Genomic DNA, 18,178 nt, shown 5'->3' with positions numbered 1-18,178 from the left:
GTCGTTGCGTCGGGAGGGCGTAGCCCGACCAGAGCGACGACAAAACCGTCGGCGACGGTCATGCGGCCATCACCATAGCTTGCGTGCCGAAGTAAGCCTCGTCGGGCGTGCGCCCGTCAAGGCTCGAGTGAGGGCGTCCCTGATTGTAGAAGGCCAGATACTTGGCAATTGACGCTCGCGCCTCGGACACGCTGTCGTAGGCGCGGAGATATACTTCTTCGTATTTGACCGTGCGCCAGAGCCGCTCGACAAACACGTTGTCGCGCCAGGCGCCCTTGCCGTCCATGCTGATGGCGATCTTCGCGTCCAGCAGCACATCGGTGAACTCGAGGCTGGTGAACTGGCTGCCCTGATCCGTGTTGAAAATCTCGGGCCTGCCGTGCTTCGCCAACGCCTCCTGGACCGCTTCGACGCAGAAGGCCGCCTCCATTGTGATCGAGACGCGATGGGCCAGGACCCGTCGGCTGAACACATCGACGACCGCCGCGAGATAGACGAAGCCACGCCGCATCGGAATGTAGGTGATGTCCATTGCCCACGCATGGTCGGGCCGCTCGATCTTCAATCCGCGCAACAGGTACGGGTAGATCTTGTGACCCGGAGCCGGCTTGCTCGTGTTCGGGCGACGATAGACCGCCTCGATCCCCATGCGCTTCATCAGCGTCGCGATGTGGCGGCGACCGGCGTATACGCCCTCCCGCCGCAGCAACGATCGCAGCATACGCGCTCCCGCGAAGGGATAATCGAGATGCAGCTCATCGAGCCGACGCATCAAGGCAAGGTCCTCGGCCGAAACTGGCCGAGGTTCATAGTAGACCGTGCTGCGAGCCAGCTTCAGGACCTTCGCCTGGCGCACGATAGAAAGATCATGACCGCGGTCGATCATCGCTTTGCGCTCAGCAGGCCCGCCTTGGTGAGCGCGCCGGACAAAAAATCGTTTTCCAACGCCAGCTCGCCGATCTTGGCATGTAACGCCTTCAAATCGACCGGCGTCTCGGCCGATGTCTTGTCATGCCCAAACACGCCGGCGGCGCCTTCCAGGAGCTGGTTTTTCCAGATCGTGATCTGGTTCGGATGAACATCAAACAGTTGCGCCAGCTCCGCCAGTGTCTTGTCGCCTTTGACCGCAGCCAAAGCAACCTTCGCCTTGAATGCCGGAGAATGCGTCCGGCGGCTCTTCTTCGTCATCTTCGCTCCTGATTCGCAGCAAGAATCCTCGCCGCTGTCAGGCAGAAAATCCACTCAAGCTACTGTCCGAATTTGCGGGGCCAGCTCTGCCGCCGTCAGAACGAGATCGGGTCTCGGATCAAAAAGTTCGATTCAAGGTGGACATGAGAAGGGTTTACTTCTTCATGACTGTGCTCCAAGTCAGTTCCGGAAGTCGTTCCGGCGATGGCTTACAGTAGCGATTAGGAGGCCCGTGACATGCCCATTCGAGTAGCCCTTGCAACCGCCGCCGTGATCGCCACGGTCGTCTCTGCGCAAGCGGCAAAGCGATTGGAAGTCGGGCAATCCGGCGTGTTGCACACGACCGCCCTGGCCTGCCCTATGCTCGAAGGTTTGCAGGCCGTGTTGAAGACGGCGAAGGCGGACTTTGATGCGGGTCTCGCGAAGGGCGCGGCCGAAGGCTGCAAATCCTACGGCAAGGGGATGGATATCTTCGTTGTCGAAGTCCCCAACGCTTACGTCGCCTGCATCCGGCCGAAGGGAGAGAAATCCTGCGTCTGGACGACGCAGGATAGTGTTCACGCAATCGACTGATTAGGCTCCGGGGCGGGCAGCGTATTCGAGTGCCGCCGATCCGAGGTTCACGGCGAGAGCCGTCCCAACCACGTTGACAATGTTGTCGGGCGACATCGTGCCTCGCGTGCCAAGCTGCGTGTTGTTCGCACCGCTCGCGAACGTCGCCGAGAGCGAGCGGCGCACGTAGTCCGCCCCGAACGTGAAGTTCGTCGCCGCTCCGTTGAGCAGCCGCATTGCCATATTGGCGGTGACGGCGGGGTCAATCGACTTCCCCGTCCACGCCATAATGGCAACCTGCCCGTTGATCGAGGCGTCTGCGTCGCGCGTGATGAGAGTGAAGTCAGCGCTCGTGTTGCCGTCTCCGCGGTCGAGGATCAGGCGGTAGGGCTGACGCCCGCCAGCAACCGGAGGACCGACGATCTCGCCCGCCTTGAAAACGCGGGAGTAGCGCCACTGAGTAACGGCGGGGATCGTGTAGGTCTGCATCTCGTTGACGTTGTACGGAGCCGCCGAGTTGGGCGCGCTGCCGAACATATGGTAGTAGCCGTCGCTCACAACCTTGAGCGTCGTGCCACTGACCAGCAAGCCCTCGACGGCCTGCGCGCTATCGAGCAGCCACCGATTGACAAGTTGATCTTTGGCGATGTCCCAAGCGAGCAACATGCCCGGCGAGCCGTTCGCGCCAGCGGTAAGCCAGAGATACCCGGCAGCCCCTCGCGACGGGTCCACGCAGATATGGTCGATGGGGCCGCCCCATCCGCCGTTGAAGTCGGCGTATCGCAAGAACACGCCGTTCAGCGTCACCCACCATACGTCGCCGTTAGTCGCATCGCTGGCGCACAAAGCTTGACGCGCGTCGTCCCACGACAGCGCGTTCGCCACGAAGGGCAGCACAAGCGGACTGCGCGGAACGGAGCCGTCGCGATTCACGAAGCGGACGCTGTTGTCGGCACCGCTGACGTAAGCCAAGCAACGCAATGCGCCTGCCGTGACGAACGTGACACCCTGCAACCCGCCGATGCCTTGCACCGTCTGGATTTGCGAGACCAAGGTCGAACCGTCAGCCGACAGCCGCACGATGCTGGTCGGCGTCGTGACGCCGCCGGAGCCGCGAGTCCCTCCGAAGTTACCGACCCAAACGTCGGTGCTATCGGGGTCCTGGCAAAAACCCGTGCAGGTAAAACCCTTGCCAGCTTCGCCGCCGGGGATGTCGGGCAGCGGCTGCCGAGCCCCAACAGCCAACGTCGCGCCATTCGAGAACACGCGAGGGATCGCCGCTCCCGTGCCGCCCGTAAGCCATGAGAACTTCGACACATCCTCAGAATAGGACATGAAGTTCGGCGGGAGGGCTACCCCAGCGAGCGGATAGGACAGACCAATGCCGAAACCGAGCCGCATCAGACTGCCCCTTCCAAGCCGGTCGCGGTCGCGGCCGTGACGTGCGTAGCCCAAATGGTCCGCGTTTCACCGGCGGCGAAGTTCATGGTGCGGCTCGCGCCGCCGCGCTTCAGCGTCACGGTGACGGTGCCAGCGGTGTTCGCGCGGATCGCACGGATCGGCTGCGCAAGGGGATTCGCACCCGGCACAATAGGCACCCAATCGATTGCGGGACCATCGAAGGGGACGGCAAAGGGATTCTCACGGGACACGGGGCTTCTCCATTAAGGTCACAGACAGGAAAGCCAGTTGCGTGCCGCGCCGCGAGATCAGTTCAGTAGCCTTTATCCCAGCCTTCGTCCGGCTCGACGGAACTATCGTTCGACGCAGTGATCTGGAACGTCACGCTACTGGCTTGGTGAGCTGCTCAAAGCCTAGATCTCGCTCAAACCGTTTCGCAAGCTCCTCGTAAATTCTTGCCAACTGGATTTCGCCCTTGGCCTGTTGATCCCTCAACTCATGTCGTTCCGGTCGGTCTTCCGAGTAACCACTTGCGGCCCGAGACGCGACGAGCACTTCGTACACTAACTTCTCGATGTTCTCACAGAAGGCTAGGGTGTCGGGTGGAAAGAAGAAACGAGCTTCGTCTAGTTTAAGGCGCAACTTCTTTAATGCCGGATCAGCATCGTTCACAGGAGAATGATTGAATATCGCCTCGATGACGCCTTTTGCCGCAAGATAAATTTCGTACCGTTTGTCGAATAGGTCATGCTTTAACTTGTCGAATGCGATTTTTAACTGAGCATTCGCAATATCCTTCTGCGCGGCTGAAGTGGCCGCTTGGCTCCGTGCGATACCGGCCTGGACGGTGCCAAACCAGATCGCCACGACGCCGGCCGTAACGGAGGCAATGACCGTCGCCATTGGCCCCGCGAATGTCTTGAAAAACTCTAGCCAGGTCATTTGCCCCCTTCGAACGAATCATCGGAAGTATGGCGGGACAACATATCAAGGATACGAGGCCACGCTAAGGGCCGTTCCGGATTACAATAGCTTCCTTCCGCCCGCCACCCGTACTCATGATGCCTTTCCGCTCTGCCAAGTCAGGAACGCGTCGAACCGCTCGCCGATCCGGTCGAGCGAGCGCACCAACCGCTCTTCGAGGCGGTCGATCAGGTGAATGGTCGCGTATTCCAGCGCGACCTTTTCGCGGAACTGCGAAAGCTCGCGCTCGGTCGCGGCAGCCAGCCGGTGGGCTTCCGCCGCCGCGGCTTTCGCCTCATTGGCAATGGCCTGCCCCGCCTTCGCGGACGCCTCATTCTTCGTGTGCGCGATGGCATTGCGGATGACATACCCGACAGCCGAGCCAACGAGCCCGACGACCGTAAGAGCTACGCCTTCTTCCATAGTGATCATTTGGCTTTGGCCGACGCCTTGAGGCGCACTTCGCGCACGTTGGAACGAGAGATCCGGAGACGCTTGTTCGCTTCCTTACGAGCGGCCTGTTCGAGCTTCCACGCAACGCGCGCGTCCATGCCGGGCACCACCTTCGGAGCGGGCACTTCGTCGAGAACGAGCGTGGACTCGTGCGGGACGCTGAAGTCCGGCGACGGCCTAACGCTTTCCGTGGTCTTGCACGCCGACAGGGAAATCGTCAGGAGTGAGCAGGCAAGCAGCGTTCGGCCGAGCCTTGAGGCGTTTTTCATAGTCATCGATTTCGTCCTGTGCTTCCAAGGCGCGCTGCGCCGCTTCGTCACGCTGCTTGCTCGCCGTCTCGGCGGCGTCGAGCGCCATGTCGAGACTCGACTTCTGCCGAGCGATCACGTCGTCGCGCGCCGCGATTTGATCGCGAAGGATCTTCGCTTCGGCCCGATGGTCGGCAGTTCTGAAGCCGAGCAGGAAGACGAGCGCCGTCAGAGCGAGGATGAAGACGAGCTTGGCGGTCTTCGCGTAGCCGCCGAGCAGCGTGCTCACGATGGGCAGGTAGCCGACGATTGCGGCCACGACGATCAGAACGCTCAGGGCGGACAGCGCGATCTCGGAAGTCGCCGCTGCCCATAGGAAGTCGCTGATCGCCGTGGACTCAAAGGCGTCCGTGAAGAACTTCTTGATCATTCCTTTTCCAGCCAAATCCAGAGAGCGAGGCCGATCAGGATGCCCAGGGCGACGATGACCTTCCAATCCTGAAGCACGCCCAGGAAGGACGTGATGGACAGGCCACCGAAGAGGCCGGAGGCCGCCGTGAGCTTGCTCTTGATGAACGCCTTCAGCTTGCCCGGCGCGGTCGCACTCTCGTCACGGACATCGCTGTGCGGTTCGAGATCGACCTGCTCTTCACCGGCTTCGTCGGTGTCGTGGCGCTCGCCGCCTTCCGGCGCCGAGAGAAGGCCGACCGGATGATACGGAAGCGCCGAAGCCTTCAACTGATCCAGCGGATACAGCGGGTTGGTATCGATCTTGCGGCCCGGCGAGATCATCCAATGCGTGATGATGTCCTCAATCTTGAAGGTCTGCGCGAGCGCGAAGCACAGGTCGGTGACGGCCGCAATCTGCTCGGGGCTGTAGTGCAGCCAGTAGCCCGCACCGTGCGCCGTGGTCTTCGCGTACTCGACCTTGAGCGACGGGTCCTTGTTCGTGTCGATGGTGCAGATGTCGTTCTTGTAGACGCCCTCCGACACCTTCTGAAGCTTGCCGGGGTTGTCGATCTCGATGCCGACCGCGTAGCTGTTCATGAACTTCAGCCCCTTCCATTGGGACTGCCCGGCGTGCCACGCCACTACGTTGAACGGCACAAGCTGGGTGATCTTGCCCTGGCGGCTAACGACGACATGCGCCGAGACCTTCGCCGCCGGATTGGTCAGCCACGAAATGTCGCCGTCATCCTTGAGGCCCGACGCGGTGTCGTGGATCACGATGAAGCGCGGCTTCAGAGCGCCGCCGTGGTTCGGGCTCTTGACGAACGGAAACGCGACTCCGTCCCGATACCCAAGACCATTCTTGATGCTGATCGACATGATGTCTCTCCGTTTGTTGAGAGCATCATCGCCAATCGTTGCGTTGCGCGCAGGGCCGTTCGGGTAGCCGTTACCCGCCGCCGCCACCGCCCCAAAAGTCGTCACTTCCTTCGCCAGCGGTCTCGCAAGAGATGCGCGTCGTGAGGCCCTGATCATTGAGACGATGCGTCGCCGATTTGATCGTGTAGCTGCCGTCGCAGTCGGGGTCGAAGCCGATGGCAGTGAGACCCGCCCCGGCGAACATCTCAGTGCGACCGAGGAAGTTGGCGGCGAAGACCTTCTTGCCGCGAGCGAGCGCGCCCTTCGTGGCCTTGGCCTGCGCCTCCGCTTCTTCCTTGGTCTTGAACAGCTTGCGGCTGCGGAAGACAGGGTTGCCGCCGCCTTCCTTCACCCACTCGCGCTCGCCCTTCTTGATGTTGTGCCACGCGGCCTCGACCGACTTGTAGTCGCCGCGCGTCGAGCCGGTGCAATCCCAATCGGTCACGCCGATCTCGGTCAGCATGAATACGGGGGCCGCGCCGCCGCTAGGAAGCATGCCAGAGCCCGCCTTGTTGAAGATGACCTTTTCATCGGCCAGCTTGAAATTCGCCCCCACACGGCCCGCCAAGCGCGTCAGGAAGTTCAAATCGGACTCACTCGACTGATCGATGTGGTCGATCTTGATCCCGCCGACCTCGCCGTTGACGATGGCCGACAGGCCGTTGCGCCCGGCGATGTACTGCACAATGTCATCGACGCTCTTCTCATGATACGAGCGCGACTTCGGCGACTTGATTTCCGTGGTCAGACCGGCGGCCTTCGCCGTCACGGTCATGATCTTCGGACGCCCCTTCTTCGTCCAAGAGTCGATGAGGAAGGTGCCCATGTAGTTGACGCCGGTCTCGACGAAGCCGAGCGAGACCTGAAGCTTGGAGCCTTTGCCCGGCGCAGGGATGTGCTCCCGATTGTCGATCTCAAGCTCGCAGCTATCGGACTTCTTTCCCTCATTGTCCTGAACGGTCAGCGAGAGCAGCGGGCCGCCGCCCAGGACGCCGCCGGGAATGACGTGGCCGCCGCCTTCCAACGGCAGGCCGAAGGGGGCCGGGATCAGGTTGGCCGTAATGTCGCGGCCGTCGAGCAGGATGCGGGCAGCGGGCGTCACGACCAAATCCTCGCGGCCGTGTTGACCCTCTTCACCGTGAAGGCGGGGATGTTGATGGTCATGCCTTGCGGCAGCTTCGTCCCGGCGGCGGCGAGGCCGGGGTTGGCGCGCAGGATCGCCTCCGTCGCGCCGTGCGTGACGCCGAAGCGGTTGTAGGCGATCAGGTCAACCGTATCGCCTTCGATGGTCGTGTATTGCGCCATCAGACGTAAGCCTTCAGATCAATCGTGAACTCGATCTTACGGGGAGCACCGTCCGACATCAGGGTCTCTTGCCCCTCCCTGATCTTCTCGATCACGTAGTTCCCGAGATACCGGCCGAAGCCGGTGACGAGCGGGAGCGGCTGCCCAATCCCGGCCTGCGCACGCATCTGATCGACCTGCCGCAGCCCGCCGCGATAGTGCGGATAGATCACGCCATCGAGCGTGATCGTGTCCTCGCCGGGGCCGACGTACTGCGGTGCCGGAGCCATGCCGATCCGCTCCGTGGACGGCCAGCGCCAGGCCGAAGTCCGGTCGAACTTCTGATAGGCGCCGGTGTTGATCGAGAAGCGGTACGCGCCCAGCGCGAGAAGGACGGTGCTCTGCATGTCAGTCGCTCAAGAGTCCACGCTGCTCGGACTCGAGCCGCGCGAAGGCCGCGTAGACCGCGTCTTCAGCCGCCCGACGAACATCGTTGGGGTTGCCGCCCTGAACTTGGACGGTGATCTGCGCCGTGTTGCTGCGCGAGACCGTCGTGTTGTTCTCGCTCGAACTGGCGACCGCCGACGCACCATCCGAGGTCAGACGGCGCAGCGTGTCGTTGGGCTCGATGCGGCCGGACATGCCGGGCACGAAAAGCTCGGGGCCTTGCTCGCCGACAAGGTACGGCTTGCCGAAGCTCACAGGCCCGCCCATAGCGCGAGCGCCAGCAATAGGCGCAGGGGCCGCACCGCCTGCCGGGGCTCCCTTGCCCCCGCCGCCGCTGCTAAAGATGCCCTTGATGGCGCTGCCCAGCGACATCGCCTTGTCGATGGCTGCGCCGAAGAAGCCAATCAGGCTTTGGATCGCGGAGATGACCGACCGCACGCCCGACGCTGCAACGCCGCCAACGGTCTGGCCCCACTCGCGCCACTTCGCATTGGTCGCGTCGAGCGGACCGAGCAATTGCGACATCCAATTGTAGACCGAGGCCAAGCCGTCCGAGATTGCCTTCACGGCCGGACCGGCGGGGCCGAGACCTTCCATGAAGCCCTGACCGAACCCGGCGAAGAACTCCTTGATGCCCGCCCAATTGTTGTAGACCCACACGCTCAAAGCCGTCAGCGCGACGACCAGCGCCGTAATGATCAGACCGACCGGGTTGGCGACCAGCGCCCACATGGCGAGGCCGATGGCCCGCAGAGCCGTCAGCGGGAAGAGCAGGATCGACCGCCCCAGGGCGAGCAGAGAGCCGCCGAGAGCCGAGAGCGTCGCCCCTGCCCCCAGGGCCGTCAGCATGCGGAAGCCCAGGGCCATCGCCGCCAAGCGGCCTACAGCGGCAACCCCGACGCCAGCGATCACTCCGGCGAGCAGCCGGAACGGCAACAGCATCCCGAGCACCGCGAGGTTGAGGCCGCGCATTGCGAGCAGCCCGACACGCCCGAGCGCGCCCAGGACGAAGAGCAGCGGACCGGCGGCGGCAGCCGCAGCGGCAAAGTACACGCCGGTCTTCAACAGCGCCGGGTTCGTCTCGGACAGCTTCTGCAAAGTGTCCGCAAGCTTCGTGAAGGCGTTGGCGATGTCGTTGCCAACCGACTCAACAATCGTGTTGCGGAACTTCTCCCAGGCAGCGCCGAGCTTGAGCAGGACCGCAGGCAAGCCTTGGTTGGCGATCTTGTATTGCTTCTGCGAATAGCCGTCAGACTTCTCTTCGACCTCTTTGATCATCGCCGGGAGGTCGGCCTTCAGCAACGCCATGTAACGTGAGATGTGGCGTGCTTCGAGAATCTGCGCGATGTCGCCGGTCGTCGCGACACCGTCGTCCATCTTCTTCTTCAGGTCGGTCATGAACTTCGTGATGTCCACCTTCGACCCCGCCGCAGCGACGGCGTCGTTCACGGACTCCGAAATCTTGTCGGCGTCGACCGCCGACGAACTTCCGATGGCCCCTTGCACGGCCTTGGTGATCGCGGCCGACAACCCGGCGTGGTTGCCTTGGTTGTTCTTGATCGCGTCGGCGATCTGCCCCTTCAACGCCGCTCGCGTCGATGCCGTCCGCCTTCAGGTTCTCAAGAACCGTGTCGGCGGTGACAGGCCGTGCCTGGGTGTAGTCGGAAAGGTTCATGCCGATCCGGCTCAACGCCTTCATGCCGCCCTTCGGCATCTTGACGAGACGCACGATGGCAGAGCGCAGCGCGACGCCCGCATTCGGAGCCGAGTACACCGGCCTTCGCGAACGCCATGACCATCGCGGTCACGGAGTCGAGCGAATTGCCCGTAGTTGCGGCGACGCCGCCCGCATACTTGAACGACTCAGAGATGTCCTTCATGGACGCGACCGTTGACACGGCGGCGTAGACCATGCGGTCAGTGACGACGGTCGAAGACTTCATCGCCTGCTCATAGGTCTTCATGGGCATGCGAAATTGCGTGATCGTCTTGCTCAGCGACGCGCCGACATCGGCAGGCGTCATGTCGCCCGCGAGCGCGGACGCGGCCAAGACCTGTTCGAGCGCACCCTTGGCCTGCTCGAACGTGAAGCCCGCCTTCAGAAGCTCGGTCGCCGACTTCATGATGCCCGTGGCACCACCGGCGTCATACCGACCGGCCAAATCCTGCGCCATCTTGGAAAGCTCGACGCGCTGCTCTTTCGTCGCTTCGCCCAACGCCTCGACCATGTTGCCCGCCTTGGCGAACTCGGCAGCGTCCTTGATCATGCTCGCGCCGAACCACGCGGCGGGCGTCGTGACGCCGAGCGTCGCGTTGCGGCCATGCCGCTGCATCACGGCCATGCGCTTCGAGGTATCGGCGAGATGCTTGTTTACGGCCGCGAACGGCGCGTTCATTTTTGCAGCCATGCCAGCGAGCGAAGCTCCCAGGCTGTTGACCTGGGACTTCGCTGCGTTGACTGCGGCGTTGAGGCTGGGGCTAACCTTGCCCCCGATGTTGACGAATACGGAGAAGCCGGTCGCCATGTTACTTTGCCTTCATCGCCTTGTTGATGTCGGCCTGAAGCTTCGTGGCGTCTTCAAGCCAGCCGTAGAAATCGTCGAGGGACATTTCCTCGACTTCAGAGATCGAGACGCCGCCTTTGGTCAGCCGAACGAGCGTCAGAATCCCCTTTCGGAGATCGCTTAGCTCGACTGACCCCCACGAAAAGCATCGAGTTGGTCGCTCAGCTTCTTCGCGTCGATCTCGTCAAGCTCCGCGATCACGTCCGGCGCGACGTTGCAGAGGTCGGACAGGAGCAGGATTCCCTTGTCGGCGTCGTGGCCCTTGAACTTCGCGGCCTTAAGCGAGTCCTTCGTCTTCGGCCGACGCATGGTCATCGTCTTGTAGGTCTTGCCATCGACCTCGAACGGAAAGTCGAGCGTGATTTCCGCCGACAGCCGCATGTCTTTCTTCTCAGTCACAGTCTAGTTCTCCCACTAAGTTGAGGACCGACCCGTGCGCTTGCGCGTAGAGGGGTCGGCCATGTTGCCCTACATGCCCATCGCAGTGCGAATGGACGCAAGCTGATCCACGCCGTTGACGATGCGGATCATGTTGTCGATGTCGATCTCGACAACGACGGTGTCCTGAATCTGAATCTTCAGATACCGGATGGACATCTCGGCTTCGTTCTGCGTCAGGTCGCCCGCTTTCCAGGTGCCCAACGTGTTCTTCTTGAAGCCGCCGTGCAGATCGACGGTCATCGGGACCGCAGTCTCGCCGTCACGCTGAAGCGCGCCGCGAAGCTGGATACGGGCGGCGTTGCCGTCCATGTTGCCCCACAGACCGAGAATCTGGTTGGCATACTCGCCGAAGGTGAACTTGGCGGTCAGCGTTTCGAGGCCCATGTCCAACTCGACATTGCCGTCCATGCCGCCGCCGCGATACTCTTCCGTCTTCACGGAAAGCTCGGGCAGTTCGACTTCGGAGATGCGACCGGCGTAACCGACGCCGTTCACGAAGCTGTTGAAGTTGCGAAGTACGCGCGGGATCATCTTTCGTCCCCGTTATGCGAAGAGGTTGCGGATGTAGTCCGAGACGAGATGCGACCGGAAGGTCACACGCTCGGCCGGGTACGGCGGGGTGAAGTCATACGAGAACGTCACATGACCTTGCGAGATGTCGGCTTCGGTGTTGAACTCGGGATCGACCCAGCAGTCACCACCGAGGATCGCACCGCGCACGCGAAGCTGGCGCATGTACGCCTTCACCGACGCGGTCACGTCCTCGAAATACTGCTTGGTGATCGAGCGATCCACCGCCCAGCGATGGGCCTTCGCGATGGAGATGTCGATCATGTCGCCGGTACGCGAGACGGACAGGAAGACGAACTTCGGATCGGCCGAGCAGGTGCGGTTGCCCCACAGATACCAACCTTCGTCGCGGATGAACGTCGCGATCTCATTCTCGTTGAGAATGTTCGCGCGGCTGTTCTTGTCGCCGTAGGCGTAGTCGATGGGACGGCCCAGGCCGCCGATGCCATAGACTTCCTTGTTCGACGGCGACTCCCAAAAGCCCTTCTCGTTGTCCACGCGCGAGATCAGGCCAGCCACTCGGGCGGACGAGTGTTCGAGCGCGTAGGTGCTGGTCTTCACGGACCAACCCGCGACGGTCGGATCAACGATGAACACGCGGCGCGTGCCGTGGTCGTTGCGGTAGGCGAACGCAGCGGCATCGGTGGTCGAGGGACCATCGGCGATGATGTGCGCCTTGAAGCCATCAGCCAGCTGCTTCAACTCGCTGACGACCGGGTTCGCCGAAGCGCCGATCTGGATCGTGATGGTCGCGCCGGTGCCGTCGCCGGTAACGGTCGCGGTCAGCGGCGAGACGATGCCGAAGCCGAGCGAGTCGAACTCAAGGCCAGTGATCTTGCCGCCGGTGATGATCGGCTTCGCGGTCGGCAGCACCGCGCCCGCACCGCCGCCCGTGAAGGCCACGGTCGCCTGGGTGTAGCCGTTGCCCTGCGCGGTAACGGTATGACCGGCAACGCCGAGCGGACGCTGATGCGTGAAGCCCGGTGCGATCAGGATCATCGGGGACACGCCGCACTCGGCTTCGGCCGCGCGGAAGACGTGAATGCCGGTGAACGCGCCGGTGTCGGCATCGACGCCACCGATGACCTTGGAAAGCTGCTCGTTCTCGGTCTGCGCATCAGCGACGCGGACCACGACGATGAGCGCACCGCCCTGATCGTAAATCGAGTCGATGGCCTGCGGCAGCGTGCCGGTCGCGCCGATCATGGCCGCCGCCTGACGACGGTTGACGAGCACGGGGGTGTCGAGGGGGAACGCCACTTCGTTCGCGAGGGGAGCGGTGCCGATCAATCCGATGACGGACGAGCGGACGGTCTGGATCGGCCGGGGGCCGCTATCGACGACGACAGTCTCGACGCCGTGAAGGAAATCGGTAAGGGACATCTGTTCTCTCAATCCTCAGTATTGGGATTGAGCGTACCCTAGCGATCACCCTGCCCGGCGTCGGGACCGTTTGGGTATCCCTTACTCGATGCCTTGCGCGAGCGTGAAGAGCGCGACAAGCTCCGCTTCGCTCTTGTTCAACTGCTCGGCGCAGCCAATGACGAACGGATGATTCATGTCGAACTCCGTCGTCCACTGCCAGCTATCTTGCACGTCGCGCGACTGCGAAGCGACGTACTCTTCGATTTCGTCGCGGAGCCCCAGGGCGTTCATCGCCAGCCGGAGTTGGCGCGCGCTGGCCTTCAGCACCGGCGGCGGCAAGCGCTCCGTCATTGCGACCTGCGTCACGACGCCGTCCACGCGCTTGATGGTCGTGCTTACGATCTTATAGCCGTCAGGCGCGGTCGCGGGTGCAACCCTGTAGACGCCGATCTTCTTAAGGTCCGCGTCCGACCAAAGCTCGACAATCTGCCAACTCTGTTGAGCCGCGCCGACAGAGATCGTCTGCCCGTAAGGGAGTTGCGTGAAGACGCCCTGGGACGTTTCCTGAACAATGATTTTCACGTTTAGCTCCATGAGATGTAGACTGCGCCGTTGGGGCCGTAGGCCCCCGGCGATTGAGCGAAGTTGAATGGCGTACTGTTCGCGCCGTAGCCGCCGGGAGCGCCGCCGGTGCCGACATTGATCACCAAAGTCTGCCCAATCGAGATAATGCCCCTGAGATGGCTCCTAGTCGCGCGAGCGCCATAGCCTCCATATCCTGATTGAACAGGGCTATCACCGCTTGCGAGATAACCGCCTGCGCCGCCAGCCGCGCCGCCTCCGGTGATGTTCTGGTCGCCGCCCTGCGCAGTGCCAGCGGCACCCGTTGCTTGGTTCGCGCCGCCTTGGCCGCCAAAGGCGATGACGTTCAGAAGCGCGGGGTTCTGTTGCAGGTAGACTTGTGACGTGCCGCCAGTGTCGCCCGTGCCGCCCTGACTGAAGGTCATGCCGAACGGCGGGGTGGTGAGGACCATGCCGCCCGGCCCCTGCCCGCCACCGCCAGCCCCGCGAACGTCATAGTTGAAGTTGCGGTGCGCGGGGACGGTGAAGGTGTAGGTGTAGGTGCCCGGCGTCGTCCAAGCCATGCTGCCGGGAGTGACGGGCGGAAAAGCGCTCGGGATGATGCGACGAAACGGAAGGATCAGCATTACCAGACCTTCCAGCCCGCCGCGATCCAAGCGCCGACGCCAGCGTGATACTCGGCGGACACGACCACCGCAATCGCGCCCGCACCGGCGTAGACGCTGGGGACAATGTTGTCAGGGAAGCGGATGTTGCTGTTCCAGCCAACCGTTCGGCTGCCGGTCGGGTCTTGAATGAACACGACATCGACGACCTGACCGTCCTTGGGGTTGTTCAGGCTGACGACGACGTTGCCCGTGAGCGTGACGGTCCAGCGCGAGCCCTGCGTGCAGTCGATCTGCACCGTGCCTGCGCCGCTCGCGCCGTAGTTCTTGAACTGCGTGGCCTGCCACATGATGTCAGTCGTGAGGACGCCCTGCCCCGTTGCGGAGCGGAGATCGGCCAGCACGACGCCATTGGCGATAGCGATGTTGCCCAGGCCCAGGTTGGCCCGACCATTCGCTTGCGAGGTCGCATCCAACCCCTGCGCGGCCGTGTCGATGCGCAGACGCTTCGCGAGCGAGTCGAGGATCGCGTTGATCTGCGTCATGTCGGTAAGCTTCGCAGCGATCTCGACAAGCGTGTCATAGGCCGGTTCGACGCCGCCCTTCAGATCGTTGATGGCCGACGTGATCGCAGCACCGTACTGACCGACGATGGTCGTGTGCAGCGCGGTCGCAGCCGACGTGATCATGTCCATGACGCGCTTCACGACGGGAACGGCGGCCTGCGTCGCGCCTGCGGTCGCTTCGGCTGCCGTGGCAAGGCGGACGCCGCCGATCTCGGTCTCGGACGCGGGCTCGATGCCCATGCCTTCCAAGTCTTCGCTGATCGCGGTGATCGCGTCACGAATCCGCTGCGCGTCGTCACGCGCAACGTTGTCGGGATGCGGGAGCGGATAACCGCGCGTCGTGCTATCGTTCGGCATGGCCTATTAACCCGTGGTGGACTTGACTGCGACGGCGCGGATGTTGCGAGCGTTGGAGCGAGCAGCGGGGCCGCCGCTGATCTTCACATACGCGCGCGACGTGGCGAGGTTGACGTGATCGAGCATGTACTGGCGCTCTTCCCAGCCGTCGCCGAGCGGCGTGGCCTTTTCGAGCGTCAGCGCGTTGGAGGCGGACCACACCGGCAAGCCAGCGTTGACGCCCGTCTGGATTTTCGCCTCGAACGTCGCAGTGCCGGGCAGATACACGTCGAGGATCAGGCGGACCTTCGAGTCGGTGCCCGCCTCGAAGGCGCGCGTGATGTAGTCGCCATCCGCCTGGATCGCGCCCGCCACAACCTGAACGTAGGGCAGCATGATCGGCCAGAGGCTGGTCTTTCCGGTGACGCGCAGACGGACCTTCAGCGTGCCGGTGATGGCCTGCGGAAGCGAGACGTTCACAGCCGGGGCCGTCACATACTTCGCGCCGTTCGGGGCCTCGAACTCGACCTCGATAGCGGTGCCTTCGGGGCGCTCGGCCGCGAGCAGCGGCATCAGGTCCGAGCAATTCACAACCGGCAGATCACCGACCTCGATGGTCTTCACGGCTTGGGTGAACTTGGCGCAGCGCAGGCGGAAGCCCAGCGAGCGGCCCGGCTTGGGCAGCCAGGTACGCGAGTCCGAGCCGTCGAGGAAGGTGCCGAGCGGGAAGGCGTTGCTCGTCACCCATCCGTTGATCTGGTCGAAGCCGCCCAGGTCGGCGATGGCGACCGAATGGTTCGTGTCTTCGGTCAGAAGCGTGATCGCATAGCTGCGATCCTCGCGCAGCGTGACGGGACGTTCGAAGGCGGCGAAGGTCCAGTCGCTTTCGACGCGGGGCGCAACCGAGAGCGGGTCGATGACCTTCACGGTATTCATGTCGAGGATCGACTCGGCGACGACGCGCTCGGTCGGAAGGCCAAGCTCGATCTCGCGGATTTGGATCCGCACAGGCTTGCTCTTGTCGCCGACCTTGGTGAACTTCACGTCCACGCCGAGCGCCTGCCGGGGCTCGCTCAGACGGAAGGTCTGCGCAAGCGGGTCGGCGCTATACCAATAGGTGGTGACGATGGTGCGTTCGTTGGTTATCGTGGTCAGCCAGCCGTATGCGGTATAGAGCGCATTGGCAGACGAACCGCCGACGCCCTCGAACGCAACGTGCTTCACGCCGACCGGAACGTTCGCCGGAATCTGGAACGCCGAAGTCAGCGTGCCATTGCCGTCCGCGCGGATGGTGCCCGCCGGGGTCACGTCGATGTCGTCGAACGTCACCTTCTTCAGGACTTCGTTGTAGCCCCACTTGTGAATCGTGAAGGCGACCGAGCGCTGACGGATGGTCTCTTCCGCGACCGTGGCGTTGTTGACGATGCGATCCGTCGTCTCGGTGGTCGTCCCGATCAGCGGGCCAGCGGCGAAGTTGGTGCGCTGCCAAGCGACGCGAGACGTGAAGACCGAGGTCCAAACGTCCTGCGTATCGGTCCAAAGATCGACGGACGGGTTGAGAGCGACATCGGTCGCCGGGGGGCCGAACGACGCATAGGGGTTGATCTTCGATTCGCCGGTGATCTGGCGCTGCTCGAACACGTTCTCGAACGTGTACGTGAGCGCCGTGTCGGCAGGCATCGTCGTGACGGTCGGGATGATCGGCAGCCAGAGCAGGCCGCCGAAGATCGCGCCGGTCTGAGGAAGGCCCTGATCGCGCATGTCGTCCTCGAGCATCGGATCGACGAACACGCCGCGCTTCGAGGCGACTTCCTTCCGATCCACGTCGCGCTGAAGCCGCTCTTCGGCAACCAGTGCGTAGAGGTCGCTGACCATCGTTTCGAGGCTGCGCAGATCGGCGAACGGCATGCGGACGGTCGCGACCTGCTTGATCGTCGGGACGAGACCCCAATTGTTGTAGACATCGGCCAGCTTGTGCAGCGTCGGCGCGACGGTCGTCGGCTGCGGCGCGTACAGCGAGCTAATGCCCTTCAGGTATGAGATCACGCCTTGCTGATCGACCACGATGGCGTCATAGCGCGGCAGCTTCGTCTCGTACTTGATGAACGCAGTCGTGTCGTCGGCCGCGCCGGTGATGTCGAAGCCATCGCGCGTGATGTTGGTCGGGACCGCGTTGGTCAGGTAGCGATACGTGACCTGATAGGTCGAGCCCGGCGCAACCTCCGCACCGCTCGGCGACCAATCCACGGCCGCGCCGGTCAACTTGTAGTCGGAGGTCGGCGCATAGGTGGTCGCGCCCTGCTTGACCTGACGGATCGAGAGGACGGTGGGATCGGGCAGAGTATCGGAGGCACCACTGAAGTTGCCATGCGTCAACGTCACCGTCTTCTCGGCGATTATCGTGACTTCCTTGATCGAGGCGATGGGCGCGAACCGCACCTTGATCGTCTGCGTGCCGGAATTGACTGCATGCGGCTCGTCATCGAGCAGCATGATCTCGGGCTCTTCGGTAACGCGAAGGCGCGCGGAGGCGGGCCGGGTCCGCTTGTAGCCCCAAACGTTGATCGTGCCTTCCGAGATGGTGAAGGTCTGCTTGCTGGACTCGTCGAGGCCGAGCGCCTTTACGTTGAAGCCCTCCACGACGTAGCCGCCATGCGCCTCGCGGTCATAGCGCGCGAGCAGGTTCACCCAGGCGTCATCCATGCCGGGCTCGTTCGGAGTGTCGATAGTGCCGTCCTTGACGGTATAGATCGGGAAGAAGTCGCCTTCCTGGCCGTCGCCCTCATAGCCCCACCGGCCGAGCATCGCGAGCGCCGATGCGCCCGGCTCGCCCTGCGCCCGCGTGCCCGGAGCCATACCCTTGAGGGTCGGATCGTTCTCATAGGTCACGGTGAAGGTGCGGAGCCAGATGCCGATCACGACCGTGCCGACCGCCGAGATGACGAAGTTGCGGGCTTCGATGTCATGCACCGCGCCGCGAATGTAGACCTTGGCCGCCGCCAACTGCGCTTCGACGGTCGCGTTGATGATCGGCCCGAGCACGATGGCACCGCCGAAGACAAGCGAACCGTCGCGCCAGAAGGCATCGGCGACGCCCTTCAGGCGGTTCGCTTCGATGTCCTGAATGACGTTCAGTTCGTTGCTCGTCAGGAAGCGGTCATAGTGCGCAACGAGACGCTGATACCCCTTCGTCTTGTCGAAGGTGTTGATGTAAGCCGGAAGTTGGTCGCGCGCGTCTGCCATTT

21 protein-coding genes are annotated in these 18,178 nt (G+C 63.0%); 1 reads left to right on the top strand and 20 read right to left on the bottom strand.

Features of this window, described 5'->3' with window-relative positions:
• Positions 1–58: 58 nt before the first annotated feature.
• Positions 59–1,188 (bottom strand): IS3-like element ISRj2 family transposase gene (locus ABIF91_RS24330; RefSeq protein ID WP_086023025.1). Its coding sequence is split into 2 segments (ribosomal slippage): positions 59–936 and positions 936–1,188, totalling 1,131 coding nucleotides; the frame shifts between segments, so codons are not numbered across the junction.
• Between the two features lie 237 nt (positions 1,189–1,425).
• Between ABIF91_RS24330 and ABIF91_RS24325 the strand changes: the two genes are divergently transcribed.
• Positions 1,426–1,761 carry a hypothetical protein gene (locus ABIF91_RS24325; RefSeq protein WP_028180257.1) on the top strand — a complete coding sequence of 112 codons (336 nt, stop codon included), beginning with the start codon at positions 1,426–1,428 and terminating at the stop codon, positions 1,759–1,761.
• Here the strand turns inward: ABIF91_RS24325 and ABIF91_RS24320 are convergent, their stop codons facing one another.
• The 19 genes from ABIF91_RS24320 to ABIF91_RS24230 all read right to left on the bottom strand — a co-directional run bounded on the left by ABIF91_RS24320 (position 1,762) and on the right by ABIF91_RS24230 (position 18,176).
• Entirely contained in the window at positions 1,762–3,141 is a 1,380-nt protein-coding gene (locus ABIF91_RS24320; protein WP_028180258.1) for a hypothetical protein, read from the bottom strand. It lies immediately after the preceding gene.
• Positions 3,141–3,392: a spike base protein, RCAP_Rcc01079 family gene (locus tag ABIF91_RS24315; protein ID WP_035718192.1), complete on the bottom strand. Its 252-nt coding sequence runs from the start codon at positions 3,390–3,392 to the stop codon at positions 3,141–3,143. Before ABIF91_RS24315 ends, ABIF91_RS24320 begins: the two co-directional genes overlap by 1 nt.
• Positions 3,393–3,522: 130 nt before the next feature.
• Positions 3,523–4,083 (bottom strand): hypothetical protein, encoded by a 561-nt coding sequence (locus tag ABIF91_RS24310; protein ID WP_028180260.1) that lies wholly within the window; start codon positions 4,081–4,083, stop codon positions 3,523–3,525.
• 114 nt (positions 4,084–4,197) lie between these two features.
• Positions 4,198–4,536 carry a hypothetical protein gene (locus ABIF91_RS24305; protein WP_028180261.1) on the bottom strand — a complete coding sequence of 113 codons (339 nt, stop codon included), beginning with the start codon at positions 4,534–4,536 and terminating at the stop codon, positions 4,198–4,200.
• Positions 4,533–4,655 (bottom strand): hypothetical protein, encoded by a 123-nt coding sequence (locus ABIF91_RS24300; RefSeq protein WP_256461616.1) that lies wholly within the window; start codon positions 4,653–4,655, stop codon positions 4,533–4,535. Before ABIF91_RS24300 ends, ABIF91_RS24305 begins: the two co-directional genes overlap by 4 nt.
• Positions 4,656–4,734: 79 nt before the next feature.
• On the bottom strand, positions 4,735–5,235 hold the full coding sequence (locus ABIF91_RS24295; RefSeq protein WP_028180263.1) for a hypothetical protein: 501 nt from the start codon (positions 5,233–5,235) through the stop codon (positions 4,735–4,737).
• The gene (locus ABIF91_RS24290; protein WP_424579448.1) at positions 5,232–6,134 is read right to left on the bottom strand and encodes an N-acetylmuramoyl-L-alanine amidase; all 903 of its coding nucleotides are present in this window, start codon (positions 6,132–6,134) and stop codon (positions 5,232–5,234) included. The genes ABIF91_RS24295 and ABIF91_RS24290 overlap by 4 nt, the downstream gene beginning before the upstream one ends.
• A 70-nt stretch (positions 6,135–6,204) precedes the next feature.
• Entirely contained in the window at positions 6,205–7,275 is a 1,071-nt protein-coding gene (locus tag ABIF91_RS24285) for a phage late control D family protein (RefSeq protein ID WP_245285486.1), read from the bottom strand.
• A complete protein-coding gene (locus tag ABIF91_RS24280) occupies positions 7,272–7,478 on the bottom strand; it encodes a tail protein X (protein ID WP_028180266.1) in 207 nt (68 codons plus the stop codon). The genes ABIF91_RS24285 and ABIF91_RS24280 overlap by 4 nt, the downstream gene beginning before the upstream one ends.
• Complete coding sequence (locus ABIF91_RS24275; protein WP_028180267.1) at positions 7,478–7,864, bottom strand: phage tail protein; 387 nt, start codon at positions 7,862–7,864, stop codon at positions 7,478–7,480. Before ABIF91_RS24275 ends, ABIF91_RS24280 begins: the two co-directional genes overlap by 1 nt.
• Before the next feature lies 1 nt (position 7,865).
• Positions 7,866–9,488, bottom strand: coding sequence for a hypothetical protein (locus ABIF91_RS24270; protein WP_424579447.1), 1,623 nt, complete (start codon positions 9,486–9,488; stop codon positions 7,866–7,868).
• 35 nt (positions 9,489–9,523) lie between these two features.
• Entirely contained in the window at positions 9,524–10,429 is a 906-nt protein-coding gene (locus ABIF91_RS24265; protein WP_424579446.1) for a phage tail tape measure protein, read from the bottom strand.
• 159 nt (positions 10,430–10,588) lie between these two features.
• Positions 10,589–10,867, bottom strand: coding sequence for a phage tail assembly protein (locus ABIF91_RS24260; RefSeq protein ID WP_245285487.1), 279 nt, complete (start codon positions 10,865–10,867; stop codon positions 10,589–10,591).
• A 69-nt stretch (positions 10,868–10,936) separates the two neighbouring features.
• On the bottom strand, positions 10,937–11,440 hold the full coding sequence (locus ABIF91_RS24255) for a phage major tail tube protein (RefSeq protein WP_028152691.1): 504 nt from the start codon (positions 11,438–11,440) through the stop codon (positions 10,937–10,939).
• A 12-nt stretch (positions 11,441–11,452) separates the two neighbouring features.
• A complete protein-coding gene (locus tag ABIF91_RS24250) occupies positions 11,453–12,769 on the bottom strand; it encodes a phage tail sheath C-terminal domain-containing protein (RefSeq protein ID WP_424579445.1) in 1,317 nt (438 codons plus the stop codon).
• A gap of 174 nt (positions 12,770–12,943) precedes the next feature.
• The gene (locus tag ABIF91_RS24245; protein ID WP_155251959.1) at positions 12,944–13,426 is read right to left on the bottom strand and encodes a hypothetical protein; all 483 of its coding nucleotides are present in this window, start codon (positions 13,424–13,426) and stop codon (positions 12,944–12,946) included.
• 2 nt (positions 13,427–13,428) lie between these two features.
• On the bottom strand, positions 13,429–14,052 hold the full coding sequence (locus ABIF91_RS24240; protein WP_028180271.1) for a hypothetical protein: 624 nt from the start codon (positions 14,050–14,052) through the stop codon (positions 13,429–13,431).
• Complete coding sequence (locus ABIF91_RS24235) at positions 14,052–14,837, bottom strand: hypothetical protein (protein ID WP_424579444.1); 786 nt, start codon at positions 14,835–14,837, stop codon at positions 14,052–14,054. Before ABIF91_RS24235 ends, ABIF91_RS24240 begins: the two co-directional genes overlap by 1 nt.
• 123 nt (positions 14,838–14,960) lie before the next feature.
• Positions 14,961–18,176, bottom strand: a complete 3,216-nt coding sequence (locus ABIF91_RS24230) for a DUF4815 domain-containing protein (RefSeq protein WP_424579443.1) — start codon at positions 18,174–18,176, stop codon at positions 14,961–14,963.
• Positions 18,177–18,178: the final 2 nt, after the last annotated feature.

This window comes from Bradyrhizobium sp. USDA 241, from assembly GCF_049739505.1.
In the GTDB taxonomy this organism is placed as follows: Bacteria; Pseudomonadota; Alphaproteobacteria; order Rhizobiales; family Xanthobacteraceae; genus Bradyrhizobium; species Bradyrhizobium liaoningense.
This window is presented reverse-complemented; position numbering and strand designations above follow the sequence as displayed.

What these genes read in the sequence shown, in the direction of transcription:
- ABIF91_RS24290 (WP_424579448.1), bottom strand. Translation starts at nt 6,134, where the DNA reads ATGTCGATCAGCATCAAGAATGGTCTTGGGTATCGGGACGGAGTCGCG.
- ABIF91_RS24240 (WP_028180271.1), bottom strand. Translation starts at nt 14,052, where the DNA reads ATGCTGATCCTTCCGTTTCGTCGCATCATCCCGAGCGCTTTTCCGCCC.
- ABIF91_RS24280 (WP_028180266.1), bottom strand. Translation starts at nt 7,478, where the DNA reads ATGGCGCAATACACGACCATCGAAGGCGATACGGTTGACCTGATCGCC.
- ABIF91_RS24300 (WP_256461616.1), bottom strand. Translation starts at nt 4,655, where the DNA reads ATGGACGCGCGCGTTGCGTGGAAGCTCGAACAGGCCGCTCGTAAGGAA.
- ABIF91_RS24295 (WP_028180263.1), bottom strand. Translation starts at nt 5,235, where the DNA reads ATGATCAAGAAGTTCTTCACGGACGCCTTTGAGTCCACGGCGATCAGC.
- ABIF91_RS24275 (WP_028180267.1), bottom strand. Translation starts at nt 7,864, where the DNA reads ATGCAGAGCACCGTCCTTCTCGCGCTGGGCGCGTACCGCTTCTCGATC.
- ABIF91_RS24320 (WP_028180258.1), bottom strand. Translation starts at nt 3,141, where the DNA reads ATGCGGCTCGGTTTCGGCATTGGTCTGTCCTATCCGCTCGCTGGGGTA.
- ABIF91_RS24310 (WP_028180260.1), bottom strand. Translation starts at nt 4,083, where the DNA reads ATGACCTGGCTAGAGTTTTTCAAGACATTCGCGGGGCCAATGGCGACG.
- ABIF91_RS24255 (WP_028152691.1), bottom strand. Translation starts at nt 11,440, where the DNA reads ATGATCCCGCGCGTACTTCGCAACTTCAACAGCTTCGTGAACGGCGTC.
- ABIF91_RS24265 (WP_424579446.1), bottom strand. Translation starts at nt 10,429, where the DNA reads ATGGCGACCGGCTTCTCCGTATTCGTCAACATCGGGGGCAAGGTTAGC.
- ABIF91_RS24325 (WP_028180257.1), top strand. Translation starts at nt 1,426, where the DNA reads ATGCCCATTCGAGTAGCCCTTGCAACCGCCGCCGTGATCGCCACGGTC.
- ABIF91_RS24235 (WP_424579444.1), bottom strand. Translation starts at nt 14,837, where the DNA reads ATGGGCATCGAGCCCGCGTCCGAGACCGAGATCGGCGGCGTCCGCCTT.
- ABIF91_RS24230 (WP_424579443.1), bottom strand. Translation starts at nt 18,176, where the DNA reads ATGGCAGACGCGCGCGACCAACTTCCGGCTTACATCAACACCTTCGAC.
- ABIF91_RS24305 (WP_028180261.1), bottom strand. Translation starts at nt 4,536, where the DNA reads ATGATCACTATGGAAGAAGGCGTAGCTCTTACGGTCGTCGGGCTCGTT.